1 protein-coding gene (running past one end of the window) is annotated in these 20,890 nt (G+C 67.8%); it reads left to right on the forward strand.

Annotated features, from left to right (window positions below; genetic code table 11):
* Positions 1-20,890, forward strand: part of the annotated coding region (locus NF4_RS35355) for a non-ribosomal peptide synthetase (RefSeq protein ID WP_063131747.1) (this coding region is incomplete at both ends). Its footprint begins 20,720 nt before the window's first position; 20,890 of its 41,610 annotated nt are in view.

Raw genomic sequence — 20,890 nt, forward strand, 5'->3', positions numbered from 1 at the left:
AATCCGCCCTGCTGGCACAACCGCAGGTGGGTCAGGCCGTGGTGACGGTCGCGACATCGCCGCTGGGCGAGCAGCTGGTCGCCTATGTGGTGCCGGCGACGGGCGCACGGATCGAATCCGTGGAATTGCTCGAGGCGGTCCGTGCGGTGCTGCCGGCCTACATGGTGCCGGCGACCGTGCTGGAGCTGGACCAGTTCCCGTTGAACCCGTCCGGCAAGCTGGATCGCAAGGCCTTGCCGCAGCCGCAATTCCAGGCGCGGGAGTTCCGGGCGCCGTCGACCCCGATCGAGGAGATCGTGGCCGGTGTCTACGCCGATGTTCTCGGTGCGGACCGGATCGGCGCCGACGACGACTTCTTCGCCCTGGGCGGCAACTCGCTGATCGCCACCCAGGTCGCGGCCCGCCTCGGGCGGGCCCTGGATGTCGACGTCCCGGTGCGCGCGCTGTTCGAAGCGCCCACCGTGGCCGCCCTGGCCGCGCGCGCGGAACTGCGGTCCGAGGCCGGCGGGCGGGCGGCGCTGGTGCCGCAGTCGCGTCCGACCCAGGTCCTGGAGACGGGCGAGGTCGTGGAGCGGGTGCCGCTGTCGCTGGCGCAGCAGCGGATGTGGTTCCTGAACCGTTTCGATCCGGATTCGTTCGTGGACAACATCCCGGTCGCGGTCCGGCTGTCCGGTGATCTCGACACGGCCGCCCTGGCAGCCGCCGTCGGCGATGTGCTGGTGCGGCACGAATCGCTGCGGACCTTCTATCCGGAGGTCGGCGGGACTCCGTTCCAGCAGGTGCTGCCGGCGGCCGAGGTGCTGCCGGAGCTGACGCCGGTCGAGGTCACGGCGGACGACCTGCCCGCACGGCTCGCGGAGCTGGTGATGGCAGGCTTCGATGTGACCTCGAGCGTGCCGTTCCGGGCCCGGCTCTTCCGGCTCGGCGCGTCCGAACATGTGCTCGGCTTCGTCGTCCACCACATCTCCGGTGACGGTTTCTCGATGGCACCACTGCTCCGTGACGTGGTGACCGCGTATGTGGCGCGTACCGTCGGCGACGAGCCCGGCTGGGCGCCGCTGGAGGTGCAGTACGCCGATTTCGCGCTGTGGCAGCGGCAGGTGCTGGGTTCGGAGGACGACCCCGAATCGGTGATCACCCAGCAGATCTCGTACTGGTCGCGGGAGCTGGCCGGGCTGCCGGACCAGCTGAATCTTCCGGCGGACCGGGCGCGGCCCGCGATCTCCTCGGGCCGGGGCGCCACCCATTCGTTCGAGATCGACGCCGAGACCCATGCCGGGCTGGCCGAACTGGCGCGGGCCGAAGGCGCGACCCTGTTCATGGCGGTGCACGCCGCGTTCGCGGTACTGCTGTCGCGGTTGTCCGGGGAGACCGATATCGCGATCGGCACGCCGATCGCGGGCCGCGGTGAACGTGCCCTCGACGATCTGGTCGGTATGTTCGTCAACACCCTGGTGCTGCGGACGCCGGTCGATTCCGGGGCCGGGTTCACCGAGCTGCTGGGTTCGGTGCGCGGTACCGATATCGCCGCGTTCGGGCACGCCGATCTGCCGTTCGAACGTTTGGTGGAGATCCTCAACCCGGTGCGATCGCAGGCCCGGCATCCGCTCTTCCAGGTGATGCTGGCGATGCAGAACACGCCGGCGGTGCATACGGAGCTGTCCGGGCTGGCGATCGGCGCGGTCGAGATGCCCCTGGAGACCGCGAAATTCGATCTCCAGCTGGATCTCGGCGAGCGGACCGGGACGGCCGGGATCGACGCGGTCTTCACCTACGCGACCGATCTGTTCGACCGCGCGACGGTCGCGCAGTTCGCCCAGCGTTTCGTCCGGTTGCTCAAGGCCGTGGTCAAGACGCCGGAGCGGCCGGTGGGTGATCTCCCGCTCCTGGACGCGCTGGAAGCATCGGCGGTACTGCGCGGCGGGTACGGCCCGGAGCGCGCCGTCGATCCGGACGCGACCCTGGCCGGTCTGTTCGCCGACCGGGTGGTGCGCACTCCGGAAGCGCCCGCGGTGACGTTCGAGGGGACAGGTCTGTCCTACGCCGAGTTCGCCGGCCGGGTGAACCGCCTGGCGCGGCATCTGATCTCGCTGGGTGTCGGGCCGGATGTGCCGGTGGCGCTGGGTATGCGGCGCTCGCTGGATCTGGTCGTGGCGATGTACGCGGTGGTCACCGCCGGTGGTGCGTATGTGCCGCTGGATCCGGAGCAGCCTGCCGAGCGCACGGACTACATCCTGGCCACCGCGGACCCGGTCTGTGTATTGACGAGTTCGGCGGACGGATTCACCACGGCGGACCGTCCGGTGGTGGTCGTGGACGAGATCGACCTTTCGGGGTATGCCGATGTTCTGGTGACCGATGCCGACCGTCGTGCGCCGTTGCGTCCGTCGAATACCGCGTACGTGATCTTCACGTCCGGTTCGACGGGTCGTCCGAAGGGTGTGGCGGTGTCGCATGCGGCGATCGTGAATCGCTTGGTGTGGATGCAGTCGGAGTACGGTTTGACCGCGTCGGATGTGGTGTTGCAGAAGACGCCGTCGACGTTCGATGTGTCGGTGTGGGAGTTCTTCTGGCCGTTGCAGATCGGCGCACGCCTGGTGGTCGCGAAGCCGGATGGGCATCGTGATCCGGAGTATCTGGCGGATCTCATCGATGCCGAGCGGGTTTCGGTGGCGCATTTCGTGCCGTCCATGCTGACCGTGTTCGTGGCGGCGCTGCCTGCTGATGCGGCGCGGTGTGGTTCGTTGCGGTTGGTGTTCTCCTCGGGTGAGGCGTTGGCGCCGAAGCCGGCGCATCGATTGCGTGAACTGACCGGGACCGCTGTGCACAACCTGTACGGCCCGACCGAGGCCGCGGTCGACGTCACCTTCCATGAGGTGACCGACGCGGATACCGCGGTGGTGCCGATCGGCGCTCCGGTGTTCAACACGCGGGTGTACGTGCTCGATGCCAGGCTGCGGCCGGTTCCCGTCGGTGTCGCGGGTGAGCTGTATCTGGCGGGTGCGCAGTTGGCGCGTGGGTATGTGGCGCGGCCGGATCTGTCGGCGGATCGGTTCGTGGCCGATCCGTTCGATGTTGCTGAACGCATGTATCGCACGGGTGACCTGGTGCGGTGGACCGCCGCCGGTGAGCTCGAATACCTGGGTCGTACCGACTTCCAGGTGAAGCTGCGGGGCCTGCGCATCGAACTCGGTGAGATCGAATCCGCGCTGACCGAGATCGACGCGGTCGCGCAGGCCGTGGTGGTGCTCCGTGGTGACGCGCGCACCGGAGACCAGCTCGTCGGCTATGTGGTGCCGGCCGCCGGCGCCGCGATCGAGAGCGACGCGCTGCGCGCCGCCCTGGCGGGCCGGTTGCCGTCGTACATGGTGCCCGCCGCGTTCGTTGTGCTCGACGCCTTCCCGCTGAACGCCAGCGGCAAGCTCGATCGCCGGGCGCTGCCCGAACCGGTCTTCGCGGCACGGGCGTTCCGGGCGCCGTCCACCCCGATCGAGGAGATCGTGGCGGCGACTTTCGCCGACGTGCTGGGTGTGGAGCGGGTCGGCGCGGACGACGACTTCTTCGAGCTGGGTGGTAACTCCCTGATCGGTATGCAGGTCGCGGCCCGGATCGGCGCGGCACTCGGTACCCAGGTGGCGGTCCGCGCGCTGTTCGAGGCGCCGACCGTGGCCGCGCTCGCCCTCCGGGTGGAGGAGTCCGGCGCCCGGTCCCGGCCGGAGCTGACGGCCGGGCCGCGGCCGGAACTGGTGCCGCTGTCCTACGCGCAGCAGCGGATGTGGTTCCTGAACCAGTACGACACCTCCTCGGCGGCCTACAACCTGCCGATGGCGATCCGCCTCACCGGTGATCTCGAGGTGGCGGCCTTGCGCGCGGCGCTCGGTGATGTGGTGGCCCGGCACGAACCGCTGCGGACCCGGTACCCGGAGCAGGGTGGCCGGCCGGTCCAGCAGATCCTGCCGGCCGACCGGGCCGTACCGGCCCTGGAACCGGAGCAGGTGTCCGCGGACGAGGTGGTGGCCGAGGTCGTCGAGTTCGCGGCGACCGGTTTCGATGTGGCCGCCGCCGTGCCGGTGCGGGTCCGTCTCTTCGCCGTCTCGCCCCGGGAATTCGTCCTGGTCGTGGTTCTTCACCACATTGCCGGTGACGGTTTCTCGCTGGCGCCGCTGGCCCGGGACGTGATGACCGCGTACGCGGCGCGTGTCCAGGGCGAGTTGCCGGGCTGGGCGCCGCTGCCGGTCCAGTACGCCGACTACACGCTGTGGCAGCGGCAGGTGCTGGGCGCCGAGGACGACCCGGACGCCCCGATGGCCCGCCAGATCGCGTTCTGGCAGGACACTCTCGCGGATCTGCCCGACGAACTGGTGCTGCCCACCGACCGCCCGCGTCCCGCGGTGGCGTCGCTGCGCGGCGCGCGGGTGCACGGCGAGCTGGACGCCGAGCTGGTGCGGAATCTGAACGCCCTGGCCCGTGCTCGCGGCGCGTCGATGTTCATGGTGCTGCACGCCGGATTGGCGGCGTTGCTGGCGCGGTTGTCCGGTAGCGACGACATCGCGATCGGTACGCCGATCGCGGGTCGTGGTGAGCAGGCGCTCGACGATCTGGTCGGCATGTTCGTCAACACGCTGGTGCTGCGGACCGCGGTCGGATCGGGCGAAACCTTCGCCGACCTGGTGGACCGGGCCCGCCGGACGGACCTCGACGCGTTCGGCAATGCCGATGTGCCGTTCGAGCGGCTGGTGGATCTGCTGGCCCCGGAGCGTTCGCAGGCGCGCAACCCGTTGTTCCAGGTGGCGCTGTCTTTCCAGAACCAGGAGGCACCGGCGCTGGACCTGGCCGGGCTGACCGTCGCCGGGCTGGAGATCGCCGACGATGTGGCGCGCTTCGACCTCCAGTTCTCACTGGGCGAAAACGGCTCGGGCGGTCTGGACCTGGTGGTGAACTACGCCACCGAACTGTTCGACGAAGCCACCGCGTCCACGATGATCTCCCGGTTCCAGCGGTTGCTGACCGCGGTGGCCGCCGACCCGGACGCGGTTCTGGGCGATCTCGAACTGCTCGATCCGAGCGAACGTCGCGAGGTCCTGTCCCGCACGGGTGGTGTGGCGGTGCCGGCGTCGACGTTGCCGGAGTTGCTGGCGGCGGCGGTGGCGGTGGATCCGTCTGCGCCGGCGGTGGTGTTCGATGGTGTGCGGTATTCCTATGGTGAGTTCGATCAGCGGTCGAACCGGTTGGCGCAGGTGCTGATCGAGCGGTGCTTGGGTGCCGAGGATCTGGTGGCGGTTGCGGTGCCGCGGTCGGCGGATTCGGTGCTGGCGGAGTGGGCTGTCACCAAGTCAGGTGCGGCGTTCCTGCCGATCGATCCGACCTATCCGGCCGATCGCATCGCGCATATGTTGACCGATTCCGGTGCGCCCGTGGGTATCACGGTGTCGTCGGTGCGGGCGGATCTGCCGGATTCGGTGGACTGGCTCGTCCTCGACGAATTGGCGCTGGACACCTATCCTTCCGATCCGATCACCGATGCCGACCGGGTGTGGCCGTTGACTCCGGCGAACACCGCCTACGTCATCTACACCTCCGGTTCCACGGGTCTGCCCAAGGGCGTTGTCGTCTCGCATGCCGGCTTGGCGAACTTCAGCGCCGAGCAGGTCGAGCGCTACCGGTTGACCTCGGATTCGCGGGCGCTGGCTTTCGCCTCCCCGTCGTTCGACGCCTCGATCCTCGAACTGCTGCTGGCGGTCGGTTCGGCGGGCGTGCTGGTGGTGGTGCCGACGGGTACCTACGGTGGTGCCGAACTGGGTGAGTTGATCGCCCGCGAGGGTGTGACCGTCGGCCTGATCACGCCGTCGGTGCTCGGCTCACTGGATCCGACGGACCTCGCCGGGATGGAAGTGATCATCGCCGGTGGTGAGGCCATTTCGGCGGATCTGGTGGCGAAGTGGTCGACCACGCCCGAGGGCGGGGTCCAGCGTCGCTTCCACAACGCCTACGGTCCCACCGAAGCAACTATCGCCACGAATATCAGTGATGTGCTGCACGCCGGTGATCGGGTCACCATCGGTGGCCCGGTGCGGGGTATGCGGACTCTGGTGCTCGACGATCGCCTGAACCCGGTGCCCGAGGGTGTGGCCGGTGAGCTGTATGTCGGTGGTATCCAGCTGGCCCGCGGCTACCACGCGCGGCCCGGTTTGACCGCCGAGCGGTTCGTCGCCGATCCGTACGGTGAGCCGGGTTCGCGGCTTTATCGCACGGGTGACGTGGTGCGCTGGCGTCGTGACGCCGCGGGTGATCCCGTGGTGGAGTATGTGGGTCGTAACGACTTCCAGGTCAAGGTTCGTGGTTTCCGTATCGAGCTGGGTGAGATCGACGCGGCGCTGACCGCCCACGAGACCGTCGACTTCGCCGTCACGACCGGACACAAGAACGCCGCCGGTGCGGTATCGCTCGTGTCCTACGTGGTGGCGGCCCCCGGTGCCGCGGTGGATGTCACGGCGCTGACCGGGTACGTCGCCGAGCGGCTGCCCGACTACATGGTGCCGGCGGCCGTCATGGTCATCGACCGGATCCCGCTGACCCCCGCCGGGAAGCTGGACCGCAAGGCGCTGCCCGAACCGGTGTTCCAGGCGCGTACCGCCTTCCGCGGACCGCGTACACCGGTCGAGCAGATCATCGCGGAGGTCTTCGCCGAGGTCCTGGGCGTGGACCGGGTGGGTGTGGACGATTCGTTCTTCGCCCTCGGCGGCGACAGCATCGTGTCCATTCAGCTGGTGTCCCGCGCGAAGGCCCGCGGCGTGGTGTTCAGCCCGCGGCATGTCTTCGAACAGCGGACGGTGGCCGGGCTGGCCGCTGTCGCCGAATCCGCGGACGCCGACAGTGTGACGCGCACACTCGTCGAACTGCCGGGCGGCGGTGTCGGCACCATGCCGCTGACGCCGATCGTGCGGTTCATGGCCGAACGGCCCGGTTCCTTCGGGCGTTTCCACCAGCTCATCACCCTGGACCTCCCGATCGGCATCGACCGGGAAACCATTGCCGCCGTGCTGGGTCCGGTGGTCGACCGGCACGATATGTTGCGGTCGCGGCTGTACACCGCCGACGGCGACTGGATCGTGGAAACGGGCGCACCGGGTAGCGTCGATGTGGACGTGCTGATCGACCACACCGTGTTCGACGGCGCCCTCACCGGTGCCGAAGTGTCCGAGATCGCCACGGCCGCAGTCGATGCCGCACTGGATCGGCTCGACCCCGAGCGCGGTGTGGTGGTCCGGTTCGTCTGGCTGGAACCCGACACCGGCGAGCGGGCCGGCCACCTGGTGGTTATCGTGCACCACCTCGCGGTCGACGGCGTGTCGTGGCGTGTCCTGGTGCCCGATCTCGTGTTGTCCGCGGTCGCGCGCAGCGTCGGCCAGCTCCCCGAACTGCCCGCGCCGGTCACTTCCATGCGGACCTGGGCGCATGCGCTCGAGCAGAACGCGCACAGCGCGGAGCGGCTCGCGGAACTGGAGTACTGGCGGACCGTCGCCGGCACCGCCGACCCGCTGCTCACCGAGCGCCGGATGGATCCCACGGTGGATACCGCCGGAGTCGTCGCGGTACACGCGGTGCAGGTTTCGCCGGAGGTCACCCAGACCCTGCTCACCACTGTTCCGGCGCTGTTCCACGGCGGTGTGAACGACGGTCTGCTCACCGCACTCGTCCTGGCGACCGCCGCCTGGCGGGCGCGGCGCGCGCCCGGCGTCGCGCTGGACGATCCGCTGCTGATCCGGCTCGAGGGTCACGGCCGTGAGGAAGAGATCGTGCCCGGGGCCGATCTGTCCCGCACGGTCGGCTGGTTCACCGCGCTCTTCCCGGTCCGGTTCGAGCCGGCCGGTATCGATATCGAAGCCGCCCTCGCCGGCGAGCCGGAACTGGGCGCCGCGCTCAAGCGCGTCAAGGAGCAATTGCTCGCGGTCCCGGACAAGGGCGTCGGTTACGGCCTGCTGCGGTACATGAACTCCGACACTGCCGCCGAATTCCCGCGGGAGATGCCGGGCCAGGTGAACTTCAACTACCTGGGTCGCGTCGGCGCCGGCGAGATCCCCGAAGAGATGCACGGCTTCGGCTGGCTCCCGGCGGCCGATCTGGCCGTGGACGTCGGTTACGACGCGGATATGCCGGCCATGGCGCTGCTGGACATCAACGCCGTCGTGGTCGGCGATACGCTGACCGCGCGCATCGGCTATCCGTCCACACTGCTGTCGCCGGACGAGGCCCGTGAATTCGGGGACCTGTGGGTGCGGGCACTGGAAGCGGTGGCCCGCCATGCCGAGTCCACGGACGCGGGCGGCCATACACCGTCGGACTTCCCGTTGGTCACGGTGTCGCAGCCGGCTGTCGAGGAGATCGAACAGCGGTTCCCGAGGCAGGTCGCCGATCTGTGGCCGCTGTCCTCGTTGCAGGCCGGGATGCTGTTCCACGCGCAGCTCGCCGCCACCTCGGTGGATGTGTACACCGCGCAGGCGGTGCTCACCCTGACCGGCCGGGTGGACGCCGAACGGCTGCGCGCAGCCGCCCAAGCCCTGGTGGATCGCTATGAGAACCTGCGCACGGTGTTCGTCACCGACCGGGCGGGCAACTCGGTGCAGGTCGTGCTCGACGAGGTGCCGGTCGACTGGACCGAGCACGATCGCAGCGCTACCGGCACGGCCGCCGATCTCGTCGACGCCGACCGGCTGCGGCGCTTCGATCTCGCCGAACCGCGGCTGATCAGGTTCACCCTGATCAAGACCGGAGCCGACAGCTGGCAGTTCGTGGTGTCCAACCACCACATCGTGCTCGACGGCTGGTCCATGCCGCTGCTCATGCAGGATCTGCTGACGCTGTACGCGGTACGCGCCGACAGCACCGTGCTGCCCGCGGCCCGCTCCTACCGGCACTTCCTGGACTGGGTCGGCCGGCAGGATCACCCGGCGTCGCTGGCGGTATGGGCCGAGGCGCTGGCCGGGGTGAGCGAGCCGACCCTGCTCAGCCGCCCGGAAACCGGCGGCGGCGATGCCGCGCACGAGATCGAGGCCCTGTCCGGCGAATACGCCTTCGAGCTGGACGCCGCGGCGACGGCGCGGATCACCGCGCTGGCCGCCGAACTCGGTATCACCGCCAACACGGTGCTGCAGGTGGCGTGGGCGGTACTGCTCGGCCGGATCACCGGTCGAGACGATGTGCTGTTCGGCGCCACCGTCTCCGGTCGCCCCCCGCAGCTGGCCGGGGTGGAGACCATGGTCGGGTTGTTCATCAACACCGTCCCGGTGCGGGTGCGGTTCGATCAGGACGAACCCGCGCGCGAACTGCTCACCCGGACCCAGGGTGAACAGGCCGATCTGCTGGACCACCACTATGTGGGTCTGGCGGATATCCAGGGCGCGGCCGGCCTGGCGACCCTGTTCGACACCCTGCTGGTGTTCGAGTCGTATCCGGTGGACGCCGAGGGTATCCAGGCGCAGGCCACCGATATCGACGGGATGGCGGTGACCGGATTGAGCGCGGTCGACGCCACCCACTATCCGCTGAGCCTGATCGCCGCACTGGGCAGCACACTGCGGATTCGGGCCGGCTATCAGCAGGACATGTTCGACGAAGCCGATGTGCGCCGGATCGCCGACCGGCTGGTGCGGGTGCTCACCGCCATCACCGAGGCCCCCGACCGGCGGATCGGTGAAATCGAACTGCTGGACGGTGGGGAACGCGACCAGGTGCTGCGCGGGTGGAACGACACCGCGCACACCGTCGATACCACCGCCACGCTGGCCTCGATGTTCTACGCGCAAAGCGTTCGTACCCCGGACGCGCCCGCGCTGACCAACGAGTCGGAGACCCTGTCCTACGCCGAATTCACGGCACGGGTGAATCTGCTCGCCCGGTGGCTGATCGCCCGCGGTGTGGGTCCGGAATCGTATGTGGCCCTGGGGATGCGGCGTTCGATCGATCTGGTGATCGGTATGTACGCGGTCACCGTCGCCGGTGGCGCGTACGTACCGCTGGATCCGGATCATCCGGCCGAGCGCATCGAGTACATCCTGGCCACCGCCGACCCGATCTGCGTGCTCACCTCCGGCGACGATCTGCCGACCGATACCGCTCAGGTACGGATCGACAGGCTGGACCTGGGCGCGTACGCGGATACGCCGGTCACCGACGCGGATCGTCGCGCGCCGTTGCGTCCGTCGAATACGGCGTATGTGATTTTCACGTCGGGTTCGACGGGTCGTCCGAAGGGTGTGGCGGTGTCGCATGCGGCGATCGTGAATCGCTTGGTGTGGATGCAGTCGGAGTACGGTCTGCACTCTTCGGATGTGGTGTTGCAGAAGACGCCGTCGACGTTCGATGTGTCGGTGTGGGAGTTCTTCTGGCCGTTGCAGGTGGGTGCGCGGTTGGTGGTCGCGAAGCCGGATGGTCATCGGGATCCGGAGTATTTGGCCGATCTCATCGATGCCGAGCGGGTTTCGGTGGCGCATTTCGTGCCGTCGATGCTGACGGTGTTCGTGGCGGCGTTGCCGGGTGTGTCCGCGGAGTCGGGTGCGGCGCGGTGTGGTTCGTTGCGGTTGGTGTTCTCCTCGGGTGAGGCGTTGGCGCCGAAGCCGGCGCATCGGTTGCGGGAGTTGACCGGGACCGCTGTGCACAACCTGTACGGCCCGACCGAGGCCGCGGTGGACGTCACTTATCACGAGGTCATCGACGCGGATACCACTGCGGTGCCGATCGGTGCTCCGGTGTTCAACACTCGCGTGTATGTGCTGGATGCCCGGTTGCGGCCGGTTCCGGTGGGTGTCGCGGGTGAGCTGTATCTGGCGGGTGTGCAGTTGGCGCGCGGCTACGTGGCGCGTCCGGATCTGTCGGCGGATCGGTTCGTGGCGAATCCGTTCGATGTTGCTGAACGCATGTATCGCACGGGTGACCTGGTGCGGTGGACCGCCGCCGGTGAGTTGGAGTATCTGGGTCGTACCGATTTCCAGGTGAAGCTGCGTGGTCTGCGGATCGAACTGGGTGAGATCGAGTCGGCGCTGGCCGGTGTGGACGAGGTCGGGCAGGCCGTGGTGGTCATGCGTGGTGACGCGCGCACCGGCGACCAGCTCGTCGCCTACCTGGTGCCCGCCCCGGGCGCACTGCTGGATATCGAGGATCTGCGTGAGGACCTGACGGAGTTGCTCCCGTCGTACATGGTGCCCGCCGCGTTCGTGGTACTGGACGAGTTCCCGCTGAACGCCTCCGGGAAGCTGGATCGCAAGGCGTTGCCGGCGCCGGTGTTCCAGGCGCGGGTGTTCCGGGCGCCCTCGACGCCGGTCGAGGAGATCGTGGCCGCGACCTTCGCCGAGGTACTGGGTGCCGAGCGGGTCGGTGCGGACGACGACTTCTTCGAGCTGGGCGGTAACTCGCTCAGCGCCACCCGGGTGGCGGCGCGGTTGTCGGTGGCACTGGACACCGAACTTCCGGTCCGGGAACTGTTCGAGGCCTCCACCGTGGCGGCGCTGGCCGCCCGCGCGGAGACCCATGCCGGTGCGGGTGGCCGGGTGGCGCTGGTGCCGCAACCGCGTCCGACCCAGGTCCTGGAGACGGGCGAGGTCGTGGAGCGGGTGCCGCTGTCGCTGGCGCAGCAGCGGATGTGGTTCCTGAACCGGTTCGATCCGGCCTCGGCCGCGGACAATATGCCGATCGCGGTGCGGTTGTCGGGTCTGCTCGACCGCCAGGCCATGCAGATCGCGATCGCCGACGTGCTGGCGCGGCACGAGGCGCTGCGAACCTTCTACCCGGATGTGGACGGCACGCCGTTCCAGCAGGTGCTGCCGACCTCGGCGGTGATCCCGGATCTCACCCCGGTGGAAGTCGCGGAGTCCGATCTGTTCGCCCGGGTGGCCGAGTTCGTCTCGGCCGGTTTCGACGTGACCACCGGGGTGCCCTTCCGGGTCCGGTTGTTCGAGACGAATCCGACCGAGCACGTCCTGGTTCTCGTCGTGCACCATATTTCGTCGGACGGCTTCTCCCTGGGACCGCTGGCCCGCGATGTGCTCACGGCCTACAGCGCCCGGATCGAGGGCGGCGAGCCGGGCTGGCTGCCGCTCGAGGTGCAGTACGCCGATTACACGCTGTGGCAGCGCCAGGTCCTGGGTTCGGAGGACGATCCGCAGTCGGTGATCGCCTCGCAGGTCAGGTACTGGTCCGAGGCTCTGGCCGGTATTCCGGAGCAGTTGGACCTGCCGGCCGACCGGCCGCGGCCCGCGGTGGCCTCCGGGCACGGGGCCAGTCACACCTTCGCTATCGACGACACCGTGCACGCCGAATTGGTGGAGCTCGCCCGCGCCCATGGGGTCACCTTCTTCATGGTCGTGCACGCGGCCTTCGCCGTGATGCTGTCCCGGTTGTCGGGTGAGACCGATATCGTCGTCGGCACCCCGGTGGCCGGGCGTGGTGAACGTGCTCTGGACGATCTGATCGGCATGTTCGTCAACACGCTCGCACTGCGGACGCCGATCGACCACGGTGCCGGTTTCGCCGAACTGCTGGAAACGGTCCGCAGCAGTGACGTAGCCGCCTTCGGGCACGCGGACCTGCCGTTCGAGCGCCTGGTGGAGGTCCTCAACCCGGCCCGCTCGCAGGCCCGGCATCCGCTGTTCCAGGTGATGCTGTCGCTGCAGAACAACAACCCGCAGGTCGCCGGGGAACTGCCCGGCCTGACCATCAGCGGACTCGAGTCACCGATCGAGACAGCGAAGTTCGATCTGGTGCTGGAGCTCGGCGAGCTGATGGGTCCGGTCGGCGCCGGTACGGCCGGTGCACACGGTGTCTCGGCGAAGTTCATCTATGCCACGGACCTGTTCGACCGTGCCACGGTGGAAGGCTTCGCGGAGCGGTTCGTGGGTCTGCTGCGGGAGATCGTGGCGGCGCCGGAGACGGCGGTCGGTGATCTGGAGATTCTGGCGCCGGTCGAGCGTGACCAGGTGCTGGCGGAGTGGAATGCCACCGAGCATGCACTTCCGGCGGGTCTGCTGCTGGATGGATTCAATGCCGCGGCTGGCGCGCATCCGGAGCGAGTAGCGGTTTCGTTCGAGGGGACGAGTCTGTCCTACGGCGAGTTCGCCGGTCGGGTGAACCGGTTGGCGCGGCATCTGATCGCGCAGGGTGTCGGTCCGGAAACTCTGGTGGGTCTGCTCGTTTCCCGGTCGCTGGACCTCGTGGTCGGGATGTATGCGGTGGTCGCGGCGGGTGGTGCGTATGTGCCGTTGGATCCGGCGCATCCGGCGGAGCGGATCGGCTACATCCTGGATACCGCGTCGCCGTTGTGTGTGCTGACGACCACCGGCGATGCCGGTGCGGTGCCCGAAGGCGCGGACGTGCCGGTTCTGGCTGTGGACACCGTGGATGTGTCCGGGTATGCCGATACCGAGGTGACCGATGCTGATCGGTTGGCGGCGGTGCGGTCGTCGAATACGGCGTATGTGATCTTCACGTCGGGTTCGACGGGGCGTCCGAAGGGTGTGGCCGTCTCGCATTCGGCGATCGGTAATCAGGTCGCGTGGATGCTGGCGGAGTATCCGCTCGATGCGTCGGATGTCTACCTGCAGAAGACCGCGACCACGTTCGACGTGTCGTTGTGGGGCTATTTCCTGCCGTTGGCGGCGGGTGCGCATCTGGTGGTGGCGACTCCGGATGGTCATCGCGATCCCGAGTATCTGGCGCGGACGATCGCGGAGCAGCGGGTGACGGTGACGGATTTCGTGCCGTCGATGTTGGGTGTGTTCGCTGCGCATACTTCTGCGGGTTCGATCCCGAGCCTCGAGCATGTGTTCGTGATCGGTGAGGCGTTGCCGCCGGAGACGGTGACCGCGATGCACGCGATTTCGGGTGCTGCTGTGCACAATTTGTATGGTCCGACCGAGGCCGCGGTGTCGATCACGTATTGGCAGGCGACCGGTGAAGAGTCGGGCAGTGTGCCGATCGGTGTGCCGCAGTGGAACAGCCGTGTGTACGTGTTGGATTCGCGGTTGCGGCCGGTCCCGGCCGGGGTCACGGGTGAGCTGTATCTTGCCGGTGATCAGTTGGCGCGTGGTTATGTGACGCGTCCGGATTTGTCGTCGGATCGTTTTGTGGCGAGTCCGTTCGATGCCGGTCAGCGGATGTACCGCACGGGCGACTTGGTGCGGTGGAGTCGGGTCGAGACCGAGGTCGAGGGCCGGATCGAATCTTTGCCGGTGTTGGAGTATCTGGGTCGTACCGATTTCCAGGTGAAGTTCCGTGGCCAGCGGATCGAGCTGGGTGAGATCGAGTCGGCTCTGCTGGCGCAGCCGGTGGTGAGCCAGGCCGTGGTGACGGTCGCGGCCTCGGAGCTGGGTGAGCAGCTCGTCGGCTATGTAGTGCCCGCACCCGGTGCGCAGATCGTGTCTGCGGTGTTGCTCGACGAGCTGCGTGATGTGCTGCCGGTGTACATGATCCCGGCAGTGGTCATGGAGCTGGATGCGTTCCCGTTGAACACGTCCGGGAAGCTGGACCGTAAGGCGCTGCCGGCCCCGGTGTTCGAGACGCGGGAGTTCCGGGCTGCCTCGACCCCGATCGAGGAGATCGTGGCGGGTGTGTTCGCCGACGTGCTGGGTGTGCAGCGGGTCGGTGCCGATGATGATTTCTTCGCTTTGGGTGGTAACTCGCTGATCGCGACCCAGGTCGCGGCCCGGTTGGGTGCGGCGTTGGATACCACCGTGCCGGTGCGGTTGTTGTTCGAAGCCGCCACTGTTTCGGTGTTGGCTGCTCGGATCCAGGAGCAGGCCGGTTCGGGCGGTCGTGTGGCGTTGGTGCCGCAGCAGCGTCCGACCCGGACGCTGCCCTCGGGAGAGGTTGTCGGTGCTGCGCCGCTGTCGCTGGCGCAGCAGCGGATGTGGTTCTTGAACCGGTTCGATCAGGATTCGGCCGCTTACAACTTGCCGATGGCGATCCGTTTGTCGGGTGCTCTCGACGTCGAGGCGCTGCGTGCGGCCGTCACGGATCTGGTGGCGCGACACGAGGTGTTGCGGACGATGTATCCGGAGACCGAGGCGGGTCCGGTGCAGTTGGTGTTGCCGGTCGGTGACGCCGTACCTCGCCTCGAGGTGCGTTCCGTCGCGGCCGGAGACGTTGTTCCGGCGGTGGCGGGGTTGGCGTCGGCCGGTTTCGATGTGACGGCCGAGGTGCCGCTGCGGGTCGCCTTGTTCCGGGTGCACGACGCCGTCGACGCGACTACCGGCGAAGCTGTGGTGGATGTCGAGCCCGCGGCCGGTGAGTTCGTGCTGGCGATGGTGGTGCACCATATCGCCGGTGACGGCTTGTCGGTGGGGCCGCTGACGCGGGATCTGATGATCGCCTACGCGGCGCGTACTGCCGGCGAGGCGCCGGGCTGGGCGCCGCTGCCGGTGCAGTACGCCGACTACAGCATCTGGCAGCGTGAGTTGCTGGGCGACGAGGCCGATCCGGAGTCGATTGCGGCCGCGCAGCTCACCTATTGGCAATCGGCGCTGGCCGGGGTGCCGGATCAGCTGGATCTGCCGACCGATCGGCCACGTCCGGCCGTCCAGTCCTTCGCCGGCGGGCGGGTCGAGGTCGCGATCGATGCGGAAACCCATGCCGGATTGGTACGGGTGGCACAGCAGCAGGGCGCGACGCTGTTCATGGTGGTGCATTCCGCGTTGGCGGTGTTGCTGTCGCGGCTGTCGGGCAGCGACGACATCACCATCGGCACGCCGGTGGCGGGTCGTGGTGAACAGGCGCTGGACGATCTGATCGGTATGTTCGTGAACACCCTGGTGTTCCGGACACAGTTGGATCGTGGTGAATCCTTCACCGGTCTGCTGGGTCGCCAGCGGGAAGCCGATATCGCGGCGTTCGCGCATGCGGATGTGCCGTTCGAGCGCTTGGTGGAGGTACTCAATCCGGCGCGGTCGACCGCGCGGCATCCGCTGTTCCAGGTGGGCCTGACCTTCCAGAACTTGGCCGCCTCCGTGCTGGAACTGCCGGACCTGACGGTTTCCGGGGTGGATTTCGATGCCGAGATCTCCCAGTTCGACCTGAACCTGCTGCTCGGCGACTCCTACGACACCGCCGGGGTCCCGAACGGCGTGGCCGGGTACCTGACCTATGCCACCGCCCTGTTCGACCGTGCCACGGTGGAGGGCTTCGCGGAGCGGTTCGTGGGTCTGCTGCGGGAGATCGTGGCGGCGCCGGAGACGGCGGTCGGTGATCTGGAGATTCTGGCGCCGGTTGAGCGTGAACGGGTGCTGGCGGAGTGGAATGCGACCGAGCATGCACTTCCGGCGGGTCTGTTGCTGGACGGGTTTACTCGGGTGGCTGCTGCTCACCCGGATCGGGTGGCGGTTTCGTTCGAGGGGACGAGTCTGTCCTATGGCGAGTTCGCCGGTCGGGTCAACCGGCTCGCGCGGCACCTGATCGCACAGGGTGTCGGTCCGGAAACGCTGGTGGGTCTGCTCGTTTCCCGGTCGATCGATCTGGTCGTCGGCATGTATGCGGTGGTCGCGGCGGGTGGCGCCTACGTGCCGTTGGATCCGGCGCATCCGGCGGAGCGGATCGGCTACATCCTGGATACCGCGTCGCCGTTGTGTGTGCTGACGACCACCGGTGATGCCGGTGCGGTGCCCGAAGGCGCGGATGTGCCGGTTCTGGCTGTGGACACCGTGGATGTGTCGGGCTACGCCGATAGCGAAGTAACCGATGCTGATCGGTTGGCGGCGGTTCGGTCGTCGAATACCGCGTATGTGATCTTCACGTCGGGTTCGACGGGGCGTCCGAAGGGTGTGGCCGTCTCGCATTCGGCGATCGGTAATCAGGTCGCGTGGATGCTGTCGCAGTACCCGCTCGATGCGTCGGATGTCTACCTGCAGAAGACCGCGACCACGTTCGACGTGTCACTGTGGGGTTACTTCCTGCCGTTGGCGGCGGGTGCGCATCTGGTGGTGGCGACTCCGGATGGTCATCGGGATCCCGAGTATCTGGCGCGCACGATCGCGGAGCAGCGGGTGACGGTGACGGATTTCGTGCCGTCGATGTTGGGTGTGTTCGCTGCGCATACTCCTGCGGGTTCGATCCCGAGTCTCGAGCATGTGTTCGTGATCGGTGAGGCGTTGCCGCCGGAGACGGTGACCGCGATGCGCGCGATTTCTGATGCTGCGGTGCACAACTTGTATGGTCCGACCGAGGCCGCGGTGTCGATCACCTATTGGCAGGCGACCGGTGCGGAGTCCGGGAGTGTGCCGATCGGTGTGCCGCAGTGGAATTCGCGCGTGTATGTGTTGGATTCGCGGTTGCGGCCGGTTCCCGAGGGTGTCACGGGTGAGCTGTATCTTGCCGGTGACCAGCTCGCGCGGGGCTATGTGACCCGTCCGGATCTGAGTTCGGATCGGTTCGTGGCGAGTCCGTTCGATGCGGGTCGGCGGATGTACCGCACGGGCGACTTGGTGCGGTGGCGGCGCATCGAGGGAGAGTCGGGTGCGCAGCCGGTTCTCGAGTATCTGGGTCGTACCGATTTCCAGGTGAAGTTCCGTGGTCAGCGGATCGAGTTGGGTGAGATCGAATCGGCTCTGTTGGCGCAGTCGGTGGTGAGCCAGGCTGTGGTGACGGTCGCGGCGTCGGAGCTGGGTGAGCAGTTGGTTGCCTACGTGGTGCCTGCTCCGGGTGCGCAGATCGTGTCGGCGGTGCTGTTGGACTCGCTGCGTGATGTGCTGCCGGTGTACATGATTCCGGCTGTTGTCATGGAGCTGGATGCGTTCCCGTTGAACACCTCGGGCAAGCTGGACCGTAAAGCGTTGCCGGCTCCGGTGTTCGAGACCAAGCAGTTCCGTGCTCCTTCGACTCCGATCGAGGAGATCGTGGCCGGGGTGTTCGCCGATGTGCTGGGTGTGCAGCGGGTCGGTGCCGATGATGATTTCTTCGCTTTGGGTGGTAACTCGCTGATCGCGACCCAGGTCGCGGCCCGGTTGGGTGCGGCGCTGGATACCCAGGTGCCGGTGCGGTTGTTGTTCGAAGCCGCCACGGTGACTGCTCTGGCGGCCGCGGCGGAGAGCGCTGCCGGTCGCGGTAATCTTCCGGTTCTCGCGCCGCGGGAGCGGCCGGAGCAGGTGCCGTTGTCGCTGGCGCAGCAGCGGATGTGGTTCCTCAACCGGTTCGATCGGGATTCGGTCGCCTACAACATCCCGATGGCGATCCGGTTGTCGGGCGACCTCGATGTGGACGCGTTGCGTGCGGCGGTAGCCGATGTGGTGGGCCGGCACGAGGTCTTGCGGACGATCTACCCGGAGACCGATTCCGGTCCGGTGCAGCTGGTGCTGCCGCCCGGGGAGGCCGCGCCGCGACTGCAGGTACGCGCGGTGGCCGCCGACGACGTGGTGGCCGCGGTATCGGAATTGGTGTCGACCGGGTTCGACGTCACCGCCGAGGTGCCGTTGCGGGTCGCGCTGTTCGAGGTCAGCGACCCGGCCGGCGAGGGCGCGAGCGGTGAGTTCGTGCTGGCGATGGTGGTCCACCACATCTCCAGTGACGGTTTGTCGGTGGCCCCGCTGACCCGAGATCTGATCACCGCGTACGCGGCTCGGGTCGTGGGTGAGGCGCCGGGTTGGGCGGCGTTGCCGGTGCAGTACGCCGACTACAGCATCTGGCAGCGTGAGTTGCTGGGCGATGAGGCCGATCCGGAATCGCTGGCCGCGCGGCAGGTCGACTACTGGCAGTCCGCGCTGGCGGGTGTGCCCGACCAGTTGGACCTGCCGGCGGACCGGCCGCGGCCGGCGGTGCAGTCGTTCACCGGTGGCCGGGTCCAGGTCGCGATCGACGCCGAGATCCACGCCGGGCTGCAGCGGGTCGCCCGAGAGCAGAATGCGACGCTGTTCATGGTCGTGCATTCCGCTTTGGCGGTGTTGCTGTCGCGGCTGTCGGGGACCGATGACATCACCATCGGTACGCCGGTGGCGGGTCGTGGTGAGCAGGCGCTCGATGATCTGATCGGTATGTTCGTGAATACGCTGGTGTTCCGGACCGAGCTCGATCGCGGGGAGTCGTTCGCCGACTTGCTGTCCCGCCAGCGGGAAATCGATATCGCGGCGTTCGCGCACGCGGATGTGCCGTTCGAGCGGTTGGTGGAGGTACTCAACCCGGCGCGGTCGACCGCGCGGCATCCGTTGTTCCAGGTCGGTCTCTCGTTCCAGAACCTGGCGCAGTCCAGCCTGGAGTTGCCGGGGCTGACGGTCTCGGGTCTCGATGTCGATACCGAGGTCTCGCAGTTCGACCTGCACCTGATCGTTGCCGACGGCTACGACGACAACGGCGCTCCCCTCGGCGTGCACGGTCATCTGACCTACGCCACCGACCTGTTCGACCGCGCTACCGCGCAGGCGATGGTCGATCGGTTCGTGCGGTTGCTCGGCGAGATCGTGGCGAATCCGCAGGTGCCGGTGGGCGATGTGGAGATCTTGGCGCCGGCCGAGCGGAAGACGCTGCAGGCTCGTAACGCTACGGGCCGGGAGTTGGATTCGGCGGCGACGTTGGTGTCGTTGCTGGATGCGTCGGTGGCAGCCACGCCGGACGCGGTGGCGTTGGTGGCTGCGGACGGTTCGCGTATCACTTATGCGGAGTTGGGTGCGCGGGTCTATCCGCTGGCGCGGTTCCTGATCGCGGAGGGTGTGGGTCCGCAGGATCGTGTGGTGCTGGCGTTGCGGCGGTCGGTGGATCTGGTGGTCGCGATGTACGCGGTCGCCGCTGCCGGTGGTGTGTATGTGCCGGTGGATCCGGATCAGCCGGCGGAGCGTACGGGTTACATCCTGGATACCGCGGCACCGGTCTGCGTACTGACCACCAGTGCCGACGCCGCTGACGGCGTGGTGAGCGACTATGTGCCGTCGCTGGCCCTGGACACTCTCGATCTCGCGGGCTTCGACGCTTCGCCGGTGACCGATGCCGAGCGTGTGGTGCCGTTGCGGGCGTCGAATACGGCGTATGTGATCTTCACGTCCGGGTCGACCGGCCGCCCGAAGGGTGTGGCGGTGCCGCATGCGGCGATCGTGAACCAGTTGCGGTACATCACGGCCGAGTTCGGGCTGGATGCCACGGATTCGATCCTGCTCAAGACGGCGGCGACGTTCGACCTGTCGGTGTGGGAGTTCTGGCTGGCTGCGGTGTCCGGCGGCCGGATTGTCATCGCCGAGCCCGACGGGCATCGGGACCCGTCGTACCTGAACGAGCTGATGGCCCGCGAACAGGTCACCACCTTGACGGTGGTCCCGTCGATGCTGGACGCCTTGCTGGACACCGGAACCGGGTTGCCGGACTCGTTGCGGCGGGTGCTCGCTATCGGTGAAGCCCTGCCGGCGGCGACGGCGCAGAAGATGCTGGGCGAGTTCCCGGGTGTCGGGTTGTTCAACCTGTACGGCCCGACCGAGGCCGCTGTCTCGATCACCACCCATCGGGTGACCGAGGCCGATCTGGTGTCGGTGCCGATCGGTGTGCCGCAGTGGAACAGCCGGGTGTATGTGCTGGATTCGCGGTTGCAGCCGGTGCCCGACGGTGTCGCGGGTGAGTTGTATCTGGCGGGTGCGCAGTTGGCGGCCGGGTATTTCGGTCGCCCGGACCTGTCCGCGGATCGGTTCGTGGCCGATCCGTTCGTGGTGGGGCAGCGGATGTATCGCACCGGTGACCTGGTGGCCTTCGACGGTAATGGTGAGCTGGAGTACCGGGGTCGTACCGATTTCCAGGTGAAGATTCGTGGTTTCCGGATCGAGCTGGGGGAGATCGAGGCGGCGTTGCTGGCGTTGCCGGAGGTCTCCCAGACGGCGGTACTGGCGAAGTCGGATCCGCGGACCGGTGACCGGCTGGTGGGGTATGTGGTGTCCAGTGGTGT

Origin of the sequence: Nocardia fusca NBRC 14340 (assembly GCF_001618425.1) — a bacterium.
Lineage (GTDB): Bacteria > Actinomycetota > Actinomycetes > Mycobacteriales > Mycobacteriaceae > Nocardia > Nocardia fusca.